Annotated in this window: 16 protein-coding genes; 14 read left to right on the top strand and 2 right to left on the bottom strand. The window is 55.6% G+C overall.

The features are described from left to right. Positions 1–148: 148 nt before the first annotated feature. A complete protein-coding gene (gene narQ, locus OGW44_RS05150) occupies positions 149–1,846 on the bottom strand; it encodes a nitrate/nitrite two-component system sensor histidine kinase NarQ (RefSeq protein ID WP_016157109.1) in 1,698 nt (565 codons plus the stop codon). Positions 1,847–2,109: 263 nt separating this feature from the next. On the opposite strand from narQ, the gene aegA reads away from it, so the two are divergent. The 3 genes from aegA (at position 2,110) to OGW44_RS05135 (ending at position 5,989) form a co-directional block, all read left to right on the top strand. Continuing rightward, complete coding sequence (gene aegA / locus OGW44_RS05145) at positions 2,110–4,089, top strand: formate-dependent uric acid utilization protein AegA (protein ID WP_016157108.1); 1,980 nt, start codon at positions 2,110–2,112, stop codon at positions 4,087–4,089. 157 nt (positions 4,090–4,246) lie between these two features. Further along, the gene (gene nudK / locus OGW44_RS05140) at positions 4,247–4,822 is read left to right on the top strand and encodes a GDP-mannose pyrophosphatase NudK (protein WP_047501610.1); all 576 of its coding nucleotides are present in this window, start codon (positions 4,247–4,249) and stop codon (positions 4,820–4,822) included. Between the two features lie 123 nt (positions 4,823–4,945). Further along, entirely contained in the window at positions 4,946–5,989 is a 1,044-nt protein-coding gene (locus tag OGW44_RS05135) for a DUF1176 domain-containing protein (protein ID WP_185654974.1), read from the top strand. Here OGW44_RS05135 and tkt read toward each other — a convergent pair. Further along, complete coding sequence (gene tkt / locus OGW44_RS05130; protein WP_016157105.1) at positions 5,979–7,973, bottom strand: transketolase; 1,995 nt, start codon at positions 7,971–7,973, stop codon at positions 5,979–5,981. The two genes, OGW44_RS05135 and tkt, sit on opposite strands and share 11 nt — an antisense overlap. A 280-nt stretch (positions 7,974–8,253) precedes the next feature. Here tkt and maeB point away from each other — a divergent pair, with 280 nt between their 5' ends. The 11 genes from maeB (at position 8,254) to eutG (ending at position 18,205) form a co-directional block, all read left to right on the top strand. Further along, positions 8,254–10,533, top strand: a complete 2,280-nt coding sequence (maeB, locus tag OGW44_RS05125; protein ID WP_016153959.1) for an NADP-dependent oxaloacetate-decarboxylating malate dehydrogenase — start codon at positions 8,254–8,256, stop codon at positions 10,531–10,533. Positions 10,534–10,693: 160 nt separating this feature from the next. Beyond that, complete coding sequence (gene eutS, locus OGW44_RS05120; protein ID WP_003037995.1) at positions 10,694–11,029, top strand: ethanolamine utilization microcompartment protein EutS; 336 nt, start codon at positions 10,694–10,696, stop codon at positions 11,027–11,029. A 12-nt stretch (positions 11,030–11,041) separates the two neighbouring features. After that, on the top strand, positions 11,042–11,521 hold the full coding sequence (gene eutP / locus OGW44_RS05115; RefSeq protein WP_016153958.1) for an ethanolamine utilization acetate kinase EutP: 480 nt from the start codon (positions 11,042–11,044) through the stop codon (positions 11,519–11,521). After that, entirely contained in the window at positions 11,499–12,203 is a 705-nt protein-coding gene (gene eutQ / locus OGW44_RS05110; protein ID WP_047416392.1) for an ethanolamine utilization acetate kinase EutQ, read from the top strand. The genes eutP and eutQ overlap by 23 nt, the downstream gene beginning before the upstream one ends. 9 nt (positions 12,204–12,212) lie before the next feature. Then, on the top strand, positions 12,213–13,016 hold the full coding sequence (eutT, locus tag OGW44_RS05105) for an ethanolamine utilization cob(I)yrinic acid a,c-diamide adenosyltransferase EutT (protein WP_046275200.1): 804 nt from the start codon (positions 12,213–12,215) through the stop codon (positions 13,014–13,016). Then, a complete protein-coding gene (gene pta, locus OGW44_RS05100; RefSeq protein ID WP_016153955.1) occupies positions 13,013–14,029 on the top strand; it encodes a phosphate acetyltransferase in 1,017 nt (338 codons plus the stop codon). The genes eutT and pta overlap by 4 nt, the downstream gene beginning before the upstream one ends. A 36-nt stretch (positions 14,030–14,065) precedes the next feature. Beyond that, positions 14,066–14,359: an ethanolamine utilization microcompartment protein EutM gene (gene eutM / locus OGW44_RS05095; protein ID WP_003835054.1), complete on the top strand. Its 294-nt coding sequence runs from the start codon at positions 14,066–14,068 to the stop codon at positions 14,357–14,359. Between the two features lie 114 nt (positions 14,360–14,473). After that, positions 14,474–14,761 carry an ethanolamine utilization microcompartment protein EutN gene (eutN, locus tag OGW44_RS05090; RefSeq protein ID WP_016153954.1) on the top strand — a complete coding sequence of 96 codons (288 nt, stop codon included), beginning with the start codon at positions 14,474–14,476 and terminating at the stop codon, positions 14,759–14,761. An 11-nt stretch (positions 14,762–14,772) separates the two neighbouring features. Next, complete coding sequence (locus OGW44_RS05085; RefSeq protein WP_016153953.1) at positions 14,773–16,176, top strand: aldehyde dehydrogenase family protein; 1,404 nt, start codon at positions 14,773–14,775, stop codon at positions 16,174–16,176. A 12-nt stretch (positions 16,177–16,188) separates the two neighbouring features. Continuing rightward, entirely contained in the window at positions 16,189–17,028 is an 840-nt protein-coding gene (eutJ, locus tag OGW44_RS05080) for an ethanolamine utilization protein EutJ (RefSeq protein WP_065554055.1), read from the top strand. After that, complete coding sequence (gene eutG / locus OGW44_RS05075) at positions 17,018–18,205, top strand: ethanolamine utilization ethanol dehydrogenase EutG (protein WP_016153951.1); 1,188 nt, start codon at positions 17,018–17,020, stop codon at positions 18,203–18,205. The genes eutJ and eutG overlap by 11 nt, the downstream gene beginning before the upstream one ends. The last annotated feature ends 25 nt before the right edge of the window (positions 18,206–18,230 follow it).

Genomic DNA, 18,230 nt, shown 5'->3' with positions numbered 1-18,230 from the left:
GTGTGAATTGCTTCACTTTAGCGGCAAGGTACGGGGCAAACGTGGAGAAAAAAAGAAGATAATGTAAATTATCATGCCCGTTTACAGCTTACCTTTCGTGCCAACGCCGTCAGGCCTGGATCGAGAACCGACGGCGCTTTGCGGTTCTTTACGTTAGCTCACCGTCGGATTCTGCCGAACGAAAACTGATGCTCACCAGCGTTCCCCCTCCGGAGGGTTGAGAGAAAGTCAGCGTGCCGCTCAGCCTTTCCGCCCGCTCGCGCATAATATTTAATCCATAGTGCCCCGAAGGCTCATGCGGCTCGCCAATGCCGATGCCGTTATCGCGAATATAAACCGTGTGATTACCATCCGGCGCGGTCACGCAACTGACGGCAATTTCGGTTGCGCTGGCATGTTTAATCGCGTTCAGCACTGCTTCACGGACGATCTGCAGCAGATGCACCTGCATTTGCGCGTCCAGCGCCAGCGTCGGTAACCGGCAATCAAGCGTCAGTTTAGCTGAGGTCTGATTTTGCAGCGTTTCCAGCATTTCATGCAGGGCGGAGGGGAGATCGGCCTGCTGTAAAGTCAGGCGGAAGGTGGTGAGCAGTTCGCGTAGCTGGCGGTAGGCATCGTTCAGCGCCTGAGAGAAATCCGCCATAATGCTTTGCGCTGGGGCGTTATCTTCGGGAATCGAACGCTTCAGCAGCGTGAGCTGAATGCGTAAATAAGAGAGCACTTGCGCCAGCGAGTCGTGCAGCTCGCGCGCAATCGTCGCCCGCTCCTCCATTAACAACAGCTGCTGAAAATGTTTTTGCGCCTGGTTGAAGTACAACCCGCGACCCAGCATCGAGGAGACGCTGTTGAGCAGAGGGGTAGAAGCATTGACGTTCGGGCTTTGCCAGTGCAGTTCACCGTAGACGGTTTCCTGCATGGTGACCGGCAGGATCTGCATCGGCAGCTCGGGGCTTTTTGCGCCTTCGCTAATTCGCCAGTTATCTCCGACGGTGAGTTCCAGGAAATAGGCGGCGTCATGCTCGCGGACGATCTGTAAAATATGGCGGAAGCAGTACACATCAATCTGACTGGTATTTAACGCCTGAGAGCACTGATACAACACTTCCAGACGACGATTAGCTTCGTGGAGATCGTGGGTCTTCTCAGCGACAGACGCTTCCAGCGAGCGGTACAGCTTGTGTAATTCACTCGACATCTGGCTGAAGGTCTTGCCCAACAACCCGAGTTCGTTGGGCAAATCAGTATCCAGCGACGGGATGTCAAACTGACCGTGTTCAATGTGCTGGCTGGCCACCACCAGCTTATTCAGCGGACGCACCACCTGCTGGCGAATACGCCGTAAGGTAAAGAAAACGAGGGTGAAAATGCCGATCCCGCCCGCCAGTGAAATACCAAAAACCAGCATCACTTTGCGTTCGGCATAATGCTGCAGCGCCAGCACGAAGAGATCGATTTGATCGACATAGTTATTGATATTGCTCTGGTACCAATTTAAATCGCCATCGATCAGACGGGCGTTCATTTCCAGCCAGTTTGCATGTAGACGCCCATAGCGACTTTTTACTGCTTGAGGCACATACCACGCGTTCAGGTTCTGTAGTGCTGGCGAGTTTAGCGCCTGCTGGAAAAGCTGGCGGTGAGCGTTAAGCTGCGGACTTTGGCTTTGCAGATCGTAACCCAGACGGTAACTTTGCATGCGCAATGAGCCAGCCACGTTGATGGCTTCGGCATCTCGTAAGCTGCTGGTCAGCGTGAGCAGAGCAATACCCGTTGAGAGAATCGACAACAGCACTATGTAGAAAAAAGCTTTAGCCAGACTGGCCGAGACCGGACGCTTTACCGTCACTTGTGCATCCTCACACAATACACGTCGCGCCTTAAAACAGCCCGAACGATGCGGTGTATTTGATAAATGTTTATAAAACGCCATGAAACTGGATGGTAACTGAAACGCAATTTCATATGCGATGAAATAAATTGATCTGCCACAGGTTCTGGATAAATAGTTGTGCTTCCTGGGCAAATGAACATTGCCGCTTCCTTCCGTGTCGGTTAATAACAACACTCATATAAAGAATAAGGTTTTTGCAACCAAAAAAGAAGGAAGCCATGAATCGTTTTATTATGGTTAATAGCCAGCAGTGCCTGGGATGCCATGCCTGTGAGGTCGCCTGCGTCATGGCTCACAATGGCGAGCAGCATGTCCTGAGTCAACGGCATTTCCAGCCCCGAATTACCGTCATCAAGCATCAGCAGCAGCGCAGTGCGGTAACCTGCCATCACTGTGAAGATGCGCCCTGCGCCAGAAGTTGCCCGAACGGGGCAATCAGCCATGATAACGACAGCGTTCAGGTGAACCCGAAAAAGTGTATTGGCTGTAAATCGTGCGTCGTTGCTTGTCCTTTCGGCACGATGCAGATCGTACTCACTCCTGTCGCTAAAGGGAAGGTGAAAGCCACTGCGCACAAATGCGATTTGTGTCAGGGACGCGAACAGGGACCTGCCTGCGTAGAGAACTGTCCGGCGCAAGCGTTACAACTGGTGACGGAAAATTCGCTTACTGGTCTGTCAAAAGCGCGCAGGCTACGCACCGCCAGTCTGGAAAGCCAGCCCTGGCACGCCAACGCCACCGATTTCGTTTCGCATAAAATTACCAAACGTGAGCAAATGCAGGCGACGCCTGCGCGTGGTGAGCCGGATAAGCTGGCAATTGAGGCCCGTAAAACCAGCTTTGAGGAGATCTATCTGCCGTTTCGTACGGCGCAGGCGGAACGGGAAGCCTCCCGTTGCCTGAAATGCGGCGACCACAGTATTTGCGAATGGACCTGCCCATTGCATAACCATATTCCGCAGTGGATTGAACTGGTCAAAGCCGGGAATATCGACGCGGCGGTTGAGCTTTCTCACCAGACCAACTGCCTGCCGGAAGTGACCGGGCGCGTATGTCCGCAGGACCGACTCTGCGAAGGGGCATGTACGGTGCGTAGCGAGCATGGGGCGGTCACTATCGGAAATATTGAGCGTTACATCTCTGATCGGGCCCTGAGCAAAGGATGGCGACCGGACTTAAGCCACGTGCAGAAAGTGGATAAGCGCGTTGCTATCATCGGCGCGGGTCCGGCGGGTCTGGCCTGCGCGGATGTGCTGGCGCGCAGCGGAGTCAGCGCCACCGTATACGATCGCCACCCTGAAATCGGCGGTTTGCTGACGTTCGGCATTCCGGCCTTCAAGCTGGACAAATCGCTGCTGGCCCGCCGCCGTGAAATCTTCAGCGCCATGGGTATTCATTTCGAACTTAACTGTGAAGTGGGTAAGGATGTGGCGCTGTCGGCGCTGCTGGAGGATTACGATGCCGTGTTCGTGGGCGTAGGAACCTATCGTTCCATGAAGGCGGATCTGCCGAATGAAGACGCGCCTGGCGTTTATGACGCGTTACCGTTCCTGATTGCCAACACCAAGCAGGTGATGGGGCTGGATGAACTGCCTGAAGAGCCGTTCATCGACACCGCCGGACTGAACGTGGTTGTACTGGGCGGAGGCGATACGGCAATGGACTGCGTGCGTACCGCGCTGCGTCATGGCGCACGCCAGGTGACCTGCGCTTATCGTCGTGATGAAGCCAACATGCCCGGTTCGAAAAAAGAGGTGAAGAACGCCCGGGAAGAAGGGGCGAACTTCGAGTTTAACGTCCAGCCGGTTGAGCTGGTGTTGCATGATGATGGGCGAGTCAGCGGCGTGCGTTTTTTACGTACCCAGCTTGGCGAGCCGGACGCGCAGGGGCGTCGTCGCCCGGTTCCCCTCGCCGGGAGTGAGTTTGTCATGCCCGCAGATGCGGTGATCATGGCGTTTGGTTTTCACCCACATGGCATGCCGTGGCTGGAGACGCATGGGGTTAAGGTCGATAACTGGGGGCGCATAGCTGCCAATGTTGAAAGCGCATACCGTTATCAAACCAGTAACCCGAAAATCTTCGCCGGTGGCGACGCGGTACGCGGTGCGGATCTGGTGGTTACGGCCATGGCGGAAGGACGGCATGCCGCCCAGGGGATCGTTGACTGGCTGGGCGTAAAATCAGTCAAATCTCACTAAGTCGCTAAGAAGGCCGGATAAGGCGCGTTAGCGTTGCTATCCGGCTCTGTGCCGCCTAATTGCCTGATGGCGCTTCGCTTATCAGGCCGACATTGCACCAAGACAAACCCGGTTTCACGGCGTAGTATTATTTCTCACTTCTTGCTGTGGAGCCGGTATGTCGCAAAAAATTACCCTCATCAAAGATAAAGTCCTTTCCGATAACTACTTCATCCTGCGCAATATCACCTATGACCTGACCCGTAGCAATGGAGAGGTGATTCGTCACAAACGCGAGGTTTACGATCGCGGCAACGGCGCCACTATCCTGCTGTATAACCCGGAGAAGAAAACGGTGGTGCTCATCCGCCAGTTTCGCGTCGCCACCTGGGTCAATGGTAATGAAAACGGTCAACTGATTGAAACCTGCGCCGGGCTGCTGGATAACGACGAACCGGAAGCGTGCATTCGGAAAGAGGCCATTGAAGAGACCGGCTTTGAAGTGGGTGAAGTGCGTAAGCTGTTTGAACTCTATATGTCGCCGGGCGGCGTGACGGAGATAATTCATTTCTTTATTGCACAATACAGCGACAGCCAGCGGGCAAATGCGGGCGGAGGGGTGGAAGATGAAGATATTGAGGTTCTGGAGCTGCCGTTCACCCAGGCGCTGGAAATGATTAAAACGGGTGAAATCCGTGACGGTAAGACGGTGCTATTGCTGAACTATTTGCAGTCGTCGCATCTCATGGACTAATGCGCGGGATTTATATTTCTTTACAAATTTTCGGCCAATCCGACGATTCTTATTGAGCCACATCAGTCGCGCAAGGAAGATACCGCTTAGGCTGTGTGTTTTGACTTCGGGGTTGTACCGTCCATGCGCTATCGCGTTATTTTACTTTTCCTGCTCGGGTTGTTACCCGTCCGTTTGCTGTGGGCCGCGCCCGCGCAACAGACGTTTTCTGACTGGCAGGTGACGTGCAATAACCAAAACTTTTGCGTGGCGCGCAATACCGGAGAACATCACGGCCTGGTCATGACCTTGAGCCGCAGTGCCGGGGCACATACCGACGCCGTGTTGCGTATTGAACTGGGTGGGCTGGAATCGCCCACAGCCAAAGAGAGCGATATTGCGCCACGTCTGCTACTGGATGGTGCGCCGCTCCCGCTTCGCGGCGAACACTGGCGTATTACCCCCTGGCAACTGATGACCGATGATCCGGCCACCATCAGCGCATTTTTAACAACCGTACAGGACGCGAAGGCAATAACCCTGCAAAAAGGGGCGCAAAACCTGTCCCTGGTCGGGCTAAAAGCCGCGCTGCTTTTTATCGACGCCCAGCAAAAACGGGTCGGCAGCGAAACCGCATGGATCGAAAAAGGCAATGAGCCTCCGCTCAGCGTACCTCCCGCTCCCGCTTTAAAAGGCGTGGCTGTGATTAACCCAACGCCAACGCCTCTCACGCAACAAGAGCGCAGTGAATTGCTGGATTACGGTAACTGGCGGATCAACGGTATTCGCTGTTCGATCGATCCGCTGCGTCGCGAGATGCGCGTCACGGCCTTAACGGATGATAAAGCGCTGCTGATGATCGGCTGTGAAGCCGGGGCATATAACACCATCGATCTGGCGTGGGTGGTTTCACGTACTACCCCGTTGACGTCACGGGCGGTACGGCTAAGCCTGCCTTTTAAAACGGATGCGGAAAGTCGCGATATGGAGCTGACCAACGCCACGTTTGATGAGAAGTCGCGCGAGCTGGTAACCCTCGCTAAAGGACGAGGGTTGGCAGATTGCGGTATCCAGACCCGCTGGCGCTACGACGGCCAGCGTTTTCGTCTGGTGCGCTATGCCCAAGAGCCAAGCTGCGATAACTGGCATGGGCCAGATGCCTGGCCCACGCTGTGGATCACACGTTAAGCACCTTATGCGCTTTGTCGACAATGTTATCCACCGTAAAGCCGAAGAACGGGAACAGCTTGTCTGCCGGAGCCGACTCCCCATAACCCGTCATACCGACAATCGCCCCTTTCAGCCCAACATATTTGTACCAGTAGTCGGCAATTCCTGCTTCTACCGCCACGCGCGCGCTGACGTTTGAGGGGAGAACCGATTCCCTATACGCCTCATCCTGGGCGTCGAAGATATCGGTTGAGGGCAGAGAAACCACCCGCACGTTACGACCTTCACCGGTCAGTTTTTCCGCCGCCAGCAGCGTGATTTCCATTTCTGAACCGGTAGCAATCAGGATAACATCCGGCTTACCACCGCCATCCTTCAGCACATAGCCGCCGCGGGCAATCTGCTGCACTTGCTCAGGCGTCCGCTCAACCTGCGCCAGATTTTGCCGCGAGAGGATCAGCGCCGTTGGCCCGTCATGGCGTTCGACCGCCAGCTTCCAGCCTACCGCCGCTTCAACCTGATCGCAGGGTCGCCAGGTGCTGAAATTAGGCGTCAGACGCAGGCTGGCGAGCTGTTCGACGGCCTGGTGCGTGGGACCATCTTCCCCAAGGCCAATCGAGTCGTGGGTATAAACCATGATTTGTCGGGCTTTCATCAGCGCCGCCATGCGTGCGGCATTACGGGCATATTCGACAAACATCAGGAATGTTGCGGTGTACGGTACGAAGCCCCCGTGGTGAGCGATACCGTTGGCAATTGCGGTCATGCCAAACTCCCGCACGCCGTAGTGGATGTAGTTTCCTGCATGATCCTCTTTAAGAGAAGTGGAGCCTTTCCAGATGGTCAGGTTGCTGGGCGCCAGATCCGCCGAACCGCCAAGCAGCTCAGGCAGTATCGGCCCGTAGGCGTTCAGGGTATTTTGCGAGGCCTTACGGGTGGCGATTTTGGCCGGATTGGCCTGCAGCTCGGTGATATATTTCTGGGTCGTTTCTTCCCACTCTTCCGGCAGTCCACCGCTCATCCTGCGGGTAAACTCTGCCGCCAGATCCGGATGCGCATGTCGATAAGCGGCGAATTTCTCATTCCAGCTCTGTTGGGCTTTCTCGCCTTTTTCACGAGCGTCCCACGCCCGGTAAATCTCTTTGGGGATTTCAAAGGCAGGATGATGCCACCCCAACTTCTGCCGGGTCAGCGCCACTTCTTCTTCACCCAGCGCAGCGCCGTGCGCTTCCTCTTTCCCGGCTTTATTCGGTGAACCAAAACCAATCACCGTGCGGCAGATAATCAGCGACGGTTTATCGGTAACGGCCTGTGCTTCCTGAATCGCTTTTTTCACCGCCTCAGGGTCATGACCGTCAATCTCGTGCACTACATGCCAGTGATAGGCCTCAAAGCGTTTCGCGGTATCGTCGGTAAACCAGCCGTCGGTTTCGCCATCAATTGAGATGCCGTTGTGATCGTAAAAGCCGATGAGTTTGCCAAGTCCCAGGGTGCCCGCCAGCGAGCACACTTCGTGAGAAATGCCCTCCATCAGACAGCCGTCGCCCATAAAGACCCAGGTATAGTGATTAACAATCTCGTGGTCTGGCTGGTTAAACTGCGCCGCCAGGGTGCGTTCTGCAATCGCCATTCCGACAGCGTTGGCTAAACCCTGACCCAACGGTCCGGTGGTGGTCTCCACGCCCGGTGTATAGCCAATTTCCGGGTGTCCTGGCGTCTTCGAATGGAGCTGGCGGAAGTTCTTTAACTCTTCGAGCGGCAGGTTGTAGCCGGAAAGATGCAACAGGCTGTAAAGCAGCATTGAGGCGTGGCCATTGGATAAAATAAACCGGTCACGATCGTACCAGGTGGGATCGGACGGGTTATGGCGCAGGAAATCGTTCCACAGTACTTCGGCGATATCGGCCATCCCCATTGGTGCTCCAGGGTGGCCGGAGTTAGCTTTTTGGACGGCATCCATACTTAGCGCACGAATGGCATTGGCAAGCTCTTTACGGGTCATAGGAAATACTCCTTGAAAAGTAAAGTGTTAGATGCGTGTTGTGATTCACACTTTTGAGATAATTGCGGGCGTTGTCAGCAAAAAGCATAGCAGACAAGCATGGTATTGCTGGCTTAAGCAGGTAACATAGATGTTATAAATTGATAACAAATTCTTTCTTTGAATGGTGAGAGTATGGGGACCTTCAAAGTTTGTGCCGTTGACTGAGGTGATAATGTGCGGCTCAGTAGAATGGTTACCCGCGCCACTTTTTTGATAGATACGTGAAAGGAACAACAAGATGGATGACCAGTTAAAACAAAGCGCCCTCGATTTCCACGAATTTCCGGTACCCGGTAAAATCCAGGTTTCTCCGACCAAGCCTCTGGCAACCCAGCGCGACCTCGCGTTGGCCTACTCGCCGGGCGTGGCTGCACCGTGTCTTGAAATTGAAAAGGACCCGCTGGCAGCCTACAAATACACCGCACGCGGCAACCTGGTTGCGGTTATTTCCAACGGTACTGCGGTTCTGGGCCTGGGTAATATTGGCGCGCTGGCCGGTAAACCAGTGATGGAAGGTAAAGGCGTTCTGTTTAAGAAATTCGCCGGGATTGACGTGTTCGACATCGAAGTTGATGAACTCGATCCGGATAAATTTATCAACGTGGTAGCGGCGCTTGAACCAACGTTTGGTGGCATTAACCTCGAAGATATCAAAGCGCCGGAGTGCTTCTACATTGAGCAAAAACTCCGTGAGCGCATGAATATTCCGGTATTCCACGATGACCAGCACGGCACGGCAATCATCAGTACTGCCGCAATCCTTAACGGTCTGCGGGTGGTTGAGAAAAATATCTCTGATGTGCGTATGGTGGTGTCCGGTGCAGGTGCGGCGGCGATTGCCTGTATGAACCTGCTGGTGGCGCTGGGTATGCAGAAACACAACATTGTGGTCTGCGACTCCAAAGGGGTGATTTACAAAGATCGTGAACCAAACATGGCTGAAACCAAAGCGGCTTACGCAGTGGTGGATGACGGTAAGCGTACGCTGGATGATGTCATTGACGGCGCGGATATTTTCCTCGGTTGCTCTGGTCCGAAAGTGCTGACGCAGGAAATGGTTAAGAAGATGGCGCGTGCGCCAATGATCCTGGCCCTCGCCAACCCGGAACCGGAAATCCTGCCGCCGCTGGCGAAAGAGGTGCGTTCTGACGCCATCATTTGCACCGGCCGTTCCGACTACCCGAACCAGGTTAACAACGTCCTGTGCTTCCCATTCATCTTCCGCGGCGCGCTGGACGTTGGTGCTACCGCCATCAACGAAGAGATGAAACTGGCTGCGGTACACGCCATTGCTGAGCTGGCGCACGCCGAGCAGAGCGAAGTGGTGGCCTCCGCCTATGGCGACCAGGACCTGAGCTTCGGGCCGGAATACATCATTCCGAAACCGTTCGACCCGCGTCTGATCGTCAAAATTGCCCCTGCGGTGGCGAAGGCGGCGATGGATTCCGGTGTGGCAACGCGTCCGATTGCCGACTTTGACGCTTACATCGATAAGCTGACCGAATTCGTCTACAAAACCAACCTGTTCATGAAGCCGATTTTCTCCCTGGCACGCAAAGCGCCGAAGCGCGTGGTGCTGACTGAAGGGGAAGAGGCGCGTGTACTGCATGCCACGCAGGAGCTAATCACTTTAGGTCTGGCGAAACCGATCCTGATCGGTCGTCCGAGCGTTATCGAAATGCGTATCCAGAAACTGGGTCTGCAGATCAAAGCGGGCGTCGATTTTGAGATCGTCAACAATGAATCCGATCCGCGCTTTAAAGAGTACTGGAGCGAGTACTACCAGATTATGAAACGTCGTGGTATTACCCAGGAGCAGGCGCAGCGTGCGGTAATTGCCAACACCACGGTGATCGGCGCGATCATGGTGCAGCGCGGCGAAGCGGATGCAATGATCTGCGGTACGATAGGCGACTACCATGAGCACTTCAGCGTGGTGAAAGAGGTGTTTGGTCACCGCGATGGCGTGCATACTGCCGGGGCGATGAACGCCTTGCTGCTGCCAAGCGGTAACACCTTTATCGCCGATACCTACGTTAACGACGATCCTACGCCGGAGCAACTGGCGGAAATCGCCGTGATGGCGGCAGAAACCGTGCGTCGCTTTGGTATCGAACCGAAGGTAGCGCTGCTGTCGCACTCCAACTTTGGCTCATCTAACTGTCCGTCGGCCAGCAAAATGCGCGAAGCGCTGGAGCTGATTAAGGCGCGTGCGCCAGAGTTGATGATTGATGGCGAAATGCACGGCGATGCCGCGCTGGTGGAAAGCATCCGTCATGACCGCATGCCGGACAGTCCGCTGAAAGGCTCAGCGAATATTCTGGTGATGCCGAATATGGAAGCTGCCCGTATTAGTTACAACTTACTACGCGTTTCCAGCTCTGAAGGCGTAACGGTCGGCCCGGTGCTGATGGGGGTTGCGAAACCGGTTCACGTATTAACGCCGATCGCATCTGTTCGTCGTATCGTTAATATGGTGGCGCTGGCGGTCGTAGAAGCCCAAACTCAGCCGCTGTAATTTCACTTTAATTTATTTCCGGCGCGGGTTTCTCCCGCGCCTTTTTATTTCCCCTTTCTTAGTGATCCACTTCACCTTTTAAACATGGTTGCCGAATTTTGTTATTTACTCTGACAAAAAATTGCCACGATGAGGGCAGTTTTAGCGGAGGCGGTGAGCAATGGAAAAAGAACGCATTATTCAGGAATTTGTGCCGGGGAAACAGGTTACGCTGGCGCATCTCATTGCGCACCCTGGTGAGGAACTGGCGAAAAAGATCGGCGTTCCCGAAGCGGGCGCCATCGGCATCATGACGCTGACGCCAGGCGAAACCGCGATGATTGCCGGTGACTTAGCTATGAAGGCGGCAGATGTACATATCGGCTTTCTCGATCGATTCAGCGGTGCGCTGGTCATCTACGGCTCGGTAGGCGCGGTAGAAGAAGCGTTATTACAGACGGTAAGCGGTCTGGGTCGGTTATTAAATTTCACTTTGTGCAACCTGACAAAAAGTTAATCAGAGGCGGCGATGAAACGTATTGCGTTTGTCGGTACGGTGGGGGCGGGGAAAACAACGCTCTTTAATGCGCTACAGGGAAATTATTCCCTCGCCAGAAAAACACAGGCCGTGGAGTTTAATGAAAATGGCGATATCGACACGCCAGGAGAATATTTTAGCCATCCGCGCTGGTATCACGCCTTAATTACCACGCTGCAGGATGTTGATACGTTGATTTATATACACGCGGCAAATGATAAAGAAAGTCGCTTACCTGCCGGGCTGTTGGATATCGGCGCCAGTAAACGACAAATCGCCGTTATCAGCAAAACGGACATGCCGGATGCCGACGTCGCCGCAACGCGACAACTACTTCGCGGGATAGGGTTCCAGGAGCCGATTTTCGAACTCAACAGCCATGACCCGCGCAGCGTGCAGCACCTGGTGGATTATCTGACTGAGCTCAGCCAAAAGGAGGAAAGGGCAGGTGAAAAAACTCATCACAGCTAACGATATTCGTGCGGCCCACGCACGCGGCGAACAGGAAATGTCGGTTGTTCTGCGCGCCAGCATCATCACCCCGGAGGCGCGCGAAGTTGCGGAGCTGCTGGGCGTCACCATCAGTGAATGCGATGAATCCGCGCCAACCGCTGCTGCTGTCGCACCGGTTGCGGTGGATGATGGCAAAACGGAAAGCCAGCGCATTCGCGAAACCATCATTGCGCAGTTACCGGAAGGGCAGTTTACCGAAAGCCTGGTCGCCCAACTGATGGACAAAGTCATGAAGGAGAAACAGTCGCTGGAGCAGGGCGGAATGCAGCCGAGCTTTAACTCGGTGACCGGCAAAGGCGGCGTCAAAGTCATCGACGGCAGCAGCGTGAAGTTTGGTCGTTTTGACGGCGCACAGCCGCACTGCGTGGGTTTAACCGATCTGGTGACCGACCAGGACGGTAGCAGCATGGCCGCCGGGTTCATGCAGTGGGATAACGCTTTTTTCCCATGGACGCTGAACTACGACGAAATCGACATGATTCTGGAAGGCGAGCTGCACGTTCGCCACGAAGGCGAAACCATGATTGCTAAAGCCGGGGACGTGATGTTTATCCCGAAAGGCTCCAGCATCGAATTTGGTACGCCATCGACGGTGAAATTTCTGTATGTGGCCTGGCCTGCGAACTGGCAGTCCTGCTAAGGCGGATGTATGAAGGATTTCATTACCGAAGCATGGCTCAGAGCGAATCATACGCTCAGCGAAGGGGCTGAAATTCATCTCCCCGCTGACGCTCGCCTGACGCCATCTGCCCGGGAATTACTGGAAAGCCGACATCTGCGTATTAAGTATATCGACGAGCAGGGCAGCCTGTTTATTGATGACGAAGAACAGCAGCCGCAGCCGGTGCATGGTTTAACCAGCAGCGATACGCATCCACAGGCCAGTTGCGAACTGTGTCATCAACCGGTGGTGAAGAAAGCAGACACGCTGACGCATCTGACAGCGGACAAGATGGTCGCTAAAAGTGACCCGCGCCTGGGATTTCGCGCCGCGCTGGACAGCACCATCGCCCTGGCCGTGTGGTTGCAGATAGAGCTGGCGGAACCGTGGCAGCCGTGGCTGGCGGATATCCGTTCGCGTCTGGGCAACATTATGCGCGCCGACGCTATCGACGAGCCGCTGGCAGCACAAGCTATCGTCGGGTTAAGCGACGAAGATTTACACCGGCTTTCGCATCAGCCGCTGCGCTATCTGGACCACGACCATCTGGTGCCTGAAGCCAGTCATGGCCGTGATTGCGCGTTGCTTAATCTGCTGCGTACCAAAGTTCGTGAAACGGAGACGGTGGCGGCCCAGGTATTCATCACCCGTAGTTTTGACGTGATGCGACCGGACATCATGCAGGCGCTCAATCGCCTTTCCAGTACGGTTTACGTGATGATGATTCTGAGCGTAGCGAAGCATCCACTGACGGTTAGCCAAATTCAACAGCGACTGGGGGAGAAGCAATGATCATTGAACGTGCTCGTCAACTCGCCCAGCGTTCACCTGCACGGGTGGTGTTCCCGGATGCGCTGGATGTTCGGGTGTTGAAAGCGGCAAATTACCTGCATCAGCACGGTCTGGCACATCCTGTTCTTGTCGCCAGTCCGTTTGCGCTGCGCCAGTTTGCCCTCAGCCATCGGGTGGCGATGGATGGCATTCAGGTTATCGACCCGCAAAGCAACCAGTCCATGCGTGAAGAGTTTGCGCTGCGCTGGCTGGCCCGCGCGGGAGATAAAACGCCTGCAGATGCGCTGGAAAAACTCAACGATCCGCTGATGTTCGCCGCCGCCATGGTTAGCGCGGGTAAAGCTGACGTCTGTATTGCGGGCAATTTGTCGTCGACAGCAAACGTGCTGCGCGCTGGGTTACGCATTATTGGGTTACAGCCAGGCTGTAAAACGCTGTCGTCAATTTTCCTGATGCTGCCGCAGTACCTCGGGCCGGCATTAGGGTTTGCCGATTGCAGCGTCGTGCCGCAGCCCACAGCCGCGCAGCTGGCGGATATTGCGATTGCCAGCGCGCAGACATGGCAGGCGATCACCGGTGAAGAACCGCGCGTGGCCATGCTGTCGTTTTCAAGTCAAGGCAGCGCTCGTCATCCCAACGTCGCTAACGTGCAGCAGGCTACGGAGATCGTTCGTGAGCGTGCCCCGCAGCTTACCGTGGATGGGGAACTGCAATTTGATGCCGCCTTTGTTCCGGATGTCGCCGCGCAAAAAGCGCCCGCCAGTCCGTTAAAGGGCAATGCCAATGTGATGGTCTTCCCATCGCTGGAGGCAGGCAATATTGGCTACAAAATCGCCCAGCGTCTGGGAGGGTATCGTGCCGTAGGTCCGTTGATCCAAGGGCTTGCCGCACCGCTTCATGACCTCTCTCGCGGCTGTAGCGTACAGGAAATTATCGAACTGGCGTTGGTGGCAGCAGTGCCGCGTCAGACTGACATGAGTCGTGAAAACGCCTCACACACACTGGTTGTTTAGGTCCCGTTCTGGACCCCTTAATGAGAGGAAAACACAATGGAAGCATTAGGAATGATTGAAACCCGGGGCCTGGTTGCACTGATTGAGGCTTCTGACGCAATGGTTAAAGCGGCACGCGTGAAACTGGTCGGCGTGAAGCAGATCGGCGGCGGTCTGGTTACTGCAATGGTCCGTGGCGACGTAGCGGCATGTAAAGCCGCAACGGATGCTGGTGCTGCTGCTGCACAGCGTATTGGTGAGCTGGTTTCCGTACACGTAATCCCGCGTCCGCATGGCGATCTGGAAGAAGTGTTCCCGATCAGCTTTAAAGGCGACAGCAACGACATGTAAGTCGTCCATGTGACGCCACAGACTTCATTGCTGGCGTCACCCTCTCTCCTTTTCACATTACCTTCTGCGGAGGGTAGGGGGAGGTTTTACCTGAAATATGCCACGGAGGCGCGTATGAAACTGGCAATCGTCACAGGACAAATTGTTTGTACCGTACGCCATCAGGGGCTCGCGCACGACAAGTTGCTGATGGTGGAAATGATTGATGCCTGCGGAAATCCCGACGGGCAATGTGCTGTTGCTATCGACAGCATTGGGGCGGGAACCGGAGAGTGGGTGCTGCTGGTCAGCGGAAGCTCAGCCCGTCAGGCGCACCGTAACGAATCATCACCTGTCGATCTGTGCGTGATTGGCATTGTTGATGAAGTGGTGGCAGGTGGTCAGGTGATCTTCCATAAATAAGGCAGAAAATCATGAATCAACAGGATATTGAACAGGTCGTGAAAGCGGTACTGCTGAAAATGAAAGACAGCAGCCAACCCGTCAGTGCCGTTCAAGAAATGGGCGTTTTTGCCTCCCTGGATGACGCAGTGGCGGCAGCAAAACTGGCCCAGCAAGGGCTGAAAAGCGTTGCCATGCGCCAACTGGCTATCACGGCTCTACGTGAGGCGGGCGAAAAACATGCCCGAGAATTAGCGGAACTTGCCGTCACAGAAACTGGCATGGGACGCGTTGAAGATAAATTTGCCAAAAATGTGGCGCAGGCACGCGCCACGCCGGGCGTGGAATGCCTGTCTCCACAGGTTCTGACCGGTGATAACGGCCTGACGCTGATTGAAAACGCGCCGTGGGGCGTGGTGGCCTCGGTGACACCGTCCACCAACCCGGCTGCGACCGTTATTAACAACGCCATCAGCCTGATTGCGGCTGGCAACAGCGTGGTCTTCGCACCGCATCCGGCTGCCAAGGGCGTGTCTCAGCGCGCTATCACTCTGCTTAACCAGGCGGTAGTTGCTGCAGGCGGACCGGCAAACCTGCTGGTTACCGTGGCCAATCCGGATATTGAAACCGCCCAGCGTCTGTTTAAGTACCCAGGCATCGGCCTGCTGGTGGTGACCGGCGGTGAAGCCGTAGTGGATGCCGCGCGTAAGCACACCAACAAACGTCTGATTGCCGCCGGTGCGGGAAATCCGCCGGTGGTGGTTGATGAAACGGCTGATCTGGCACGCGCAGCCCAGTCGATCGTCAAAGGCGCTTCGTTTGACAACAACATTATCTGCGCCGACGAAAAAGTGCTGATCGTGGTCGATAGCGTCGCTGATGAGCTGATGCGTCTGATGGAAAGCCAGCATGCAGTCAAGCTGACCACGGCTCAGGCCGAACAGCTGCAACCGGTGCTGCTGAAAAATGTCGATGAACGCGGTAAAGGCACGGTCAGTCGTGACTGGGTAGGTCGCGACGCAGGAAAAATCGCTGCGGCGATTGGTCTGAACGTACCGGAGCAAACCCGGCTGTTGTTCGTCGAAACCTCTGCGACTCACCCGTTTGCCGTAACCGAACTGATGATGCCGGTTCTGCCGGTCGTGCGGGTCGCCAACGTCGATGAGGCCATTGAACTGGCGGTCAAGCTTGAAGGCGGCTGTCACCATACGGCGGCGATGCACTCGCGCAATATCGACAACATGAACCGCATGGCCAACGCCATTGATACCAGCATTTTCGTTAAGAACGGACCGTGCATTGCCGGTCTTGGACTCGGCGGCGAAGGCTGGACCACGATGACCATTACCACGCCAACCGGGGAAGGGGTGACCAGCGCACGCACGTTTGTGCGTCTGCGTCGCTGTGTGTTGGTGGATGCCTTCAGAATTGTATAAGGAGTGAACGACATGGCGCACGACGAACAACGTTGGCTGACACCCAGATTGCTAAAAGCGGCAACACTATGTAACCAGACGCCCGTAAAGAGCGATTCACCGCTGTGGCTGGGCGTGGATTTGGGGACGTGTGATGTGGTGTCGATGGTTGTCGACAGTGACGGACAGCCGGTTGCGGTTTGCCTGGACTGGGCCGACGTCGTGCGCGATGGCATCGTCTGGGATTTCTTCGGTGCGGTGACCATCGTTCGTCGCCATCTCGATACGCTCGAACAACAGTTGGGTTGCCGCTTTACCCACGCGGCAACCTCGTTTCCACCGGGAACTGACCCACGGATCTCGATCAACGTGCTGGAATCTGCCGGGCTTGAAGTCAGTCATGTGCTCGACGAACCGACCGCGGTGGCGGACCTGTTGCAGCTTGATAACGCTGGCGTGGTGGATATCGGTGGCGGTACCACCGGGATTGCGATTGTGAAGCGAGGCAAGGTGACTTACTCCGCCGATGAAGCGACCGGCGGGCACCACATTTCTCTGACGCTTGCCGGGAACCGTCGCATCCAGTTGGAAGAGGCGGAGCAGTTCAAACGCAGCAACGGTAAAGAAATCTGGCCGGTGGTTAAGCCGGTCTACGAAAAAATGGCGGAAATTGTGGCTCACCATATTGCCGGACAGGGCGTGGCTGATTTATGGCTGGCCGGTGGTTCCTGTATGCAGCCGGGCGTTGATGAACTGTTTCGTAAGCGTTTCCCGGAACTGCAGGTGCATTTACCCCAGCACAGCCTGTTTATGACCCCGCTGGCGATTGCAAATAGCGGAAAAGAAAAAGCGGAAGGAATCTATGCAAGCTGAATTGCAGACCGCGCTCTTTCAGGCATTCGATACCCTGAATCTGCAACGCGTAAAAACGTTTAGCGTTCCACCGGTTACGTTGTGTGGACTGGGAGCGCTCAGTACCTGCGGACAGGAAGCACAAACGCGCGGCCTGACGCATATGTTCGTCATGGTCGACAGTTTCCTGCACCAGGCGGGGATGACCGCCGCACTGGAACGCAGCCTGGCGATGAAAGGCGTGGCGATGACGCTGTGGCCATGTCCGGTGGGCGAACCGTGCATTACGGACGTCTGCGCGGCGGTCGCGCAACTGCGTGAATCGAAGTGCGATGGCGTAGTGGCCTTTGGTGGTGGTTCCGTATTGGATGCCGCAAAGGCTGTGGCGTTGCTGGTGACCAATCCCACCCAGACGCTGGCTGATATGGACGAGAGCAGCGCGTTACGCCCGCGTCTGCCGCTGATTGCCGTACCGACTACAGCCGGAACGGGTTCAGAAACCACTAATGTCACGGTGATTATCGACGCCGCGACCGGGCTTAAAAAAGTGCTGGCCCACGCAACCCTGATGCCGGATGTGGCGATTCTTGACGCCGCGCTGACGGAAGGTGTGCCCGCACACGTAACGGCGATGACCGGGATCGATGCGCTGACGCACGCCGTTGAAGCGTATAGCGCTCTGAACGCGACGCCGTTTACCGACAGTCTGGCGATTGGCGCGATTGCGATGATAGGTAAATCGCTGCCGAAGGCCGTTGGCTATGGTCAGGATCTGGCGGCGCGAGAAAGCATGCTACTGGCTTCCTGTATGGCCGGGATGGCGTTTTCCAGCGCGGGACTGGGCCTGTGTCACGCGATGGCGCACCAGCCGGGTGCGACGCTACACATCCCACATGGACAGGCTAACGCCATGCTGCTGCCCACAGTAATGGGTTTCAACCGCATGGTGTGTCGTGAGCGTTTCAGCCATATCGGACGGGCGCTAACCAACAAGAAGTCGGACGATCGCGATGCCATCAACGCCGTCAGCGAGTTGATTAGCGAAGTGGGCCAGACCAAACGACTCTCTGACGTTGGGGCGAAGCCCGAGCATTACAGCGCATGGGCTCACGCCGCGCTGGAGGATATTTGTATTCGCAGTAACCCACGCACCGCCACGCAGGCCGACATTATCGCGTTGTATGCGGCGGCACAATAAATACACATATGACAGGGAGTGAAGG

This window comes from Citrobacter sp. Cb023 (assembly GCF_030336805.1).
Classification (GTDB): Bacteria; Pseudomonadota; Gammaproteobacteria; order Enterobacterales; family Enterobacteriaceae; genus Citrobacter; species Citrobacter braakii.
The sequence above is the reverse complement of the archived record's forward strand: the minus strand, read 5'-3'. Positions and strand labels throughout refer to the sequence as shown.

Excerpts from the sequence above, each read along its gene's own strand:
- eutP (WP_016153958.1), top strand. The coding sequence starts at position 11,042 with ATGAAACGTATTGCGTTTGTCGGTACGGTGGGGGCGGGGAAAACAACG.
- eutT (WP_046275200.1), top strand. The coding sequence starts at position 12,213 with ATGAAGGATTTCATTACCGAAGCATGGCTCAGAGCGAATCATACGCTC.
- maeB (WP_016153959.1), top strand. The coding sequence starts at position 8,254 with ATGGATGACCAGTTAAAACAAAGCGCCCTCGATTTCCACGAATTTCCG.
- eutG (WP_016153951.1), top strand. The coding sequence starts at position 17,018 with ATGCAAGCTGAATTGCAGACCGCGCTCTTTCAGGCATTCGATACCCTG.
- tkt (WP_016157105.1), bottom strand. The coding sequence starts at position 7,973 with ATGACCCGTAAAGAGCTTGCCAATGCCATTCGTGCGCTAAGTATGGAT.
- pta (WP_016153955.1), top strand. The coding sequence starts at position 13,013 with ATGATCATTGAACGTGCTCGTCAACTCGCCCAGCGTTCACCTGCACGG.
- eutM (WP_003835054.1), top strand. The coding sequence starts at position 14,066 with ATGGAAGCATTAGGAATGATTGAAACCCGGGGCCTGGTTGCACTGATT.
- OGW44_RS05135 (WP_185654974.1), top strand. The coding sequence starts at position 4,946 with ATGCGCTATCGCGTTATTTTACTTTTCCTGCTCGGGTTGTTACCCGTC.
- eutJ (WP_065554055.1), top strand. The coding sequence starts at position 16,189 with ATGGCGCACGACGAACAACGTTGGCTGACACCCAGATTGCTAAAAGCG.
- aegA (WP_016157108.1), top strand. The coding sequence starts at position 2,110 with ATGAATCGTTTTATTATGGTTAATAGCCAGCAGTGCCTGGGATGCCAT.
- nudK (WP_047501610.1), top strand. The coding sequence starts at position 4,247 with ATGTCGCAAAAAATTACCCTCATCAAAGATAAAGTCCTTTCCGATAAC.
- OGW44_RS05085 (WP_016153953.1), top strand. The coding sequence starts at position 14,773 with ATGAATCAACAGGATATTGAACAGGTCGTGAAAGCGGTACTGCTGAAA.
- eutS (WP_003037995.1), top strand. The coding sequence starts at position 10,694 with ATGGAAAAAGAACGCATTATTCAGGAATTTGTGCCGGGGAAACAGGTT.
- eutN (WP_016153954.1), top strand. The coding sequence starts at position 14,474 with ATGAAACTGGCAATCGTCACAGGACAAATTGTTTGTACCGTACGCCAT.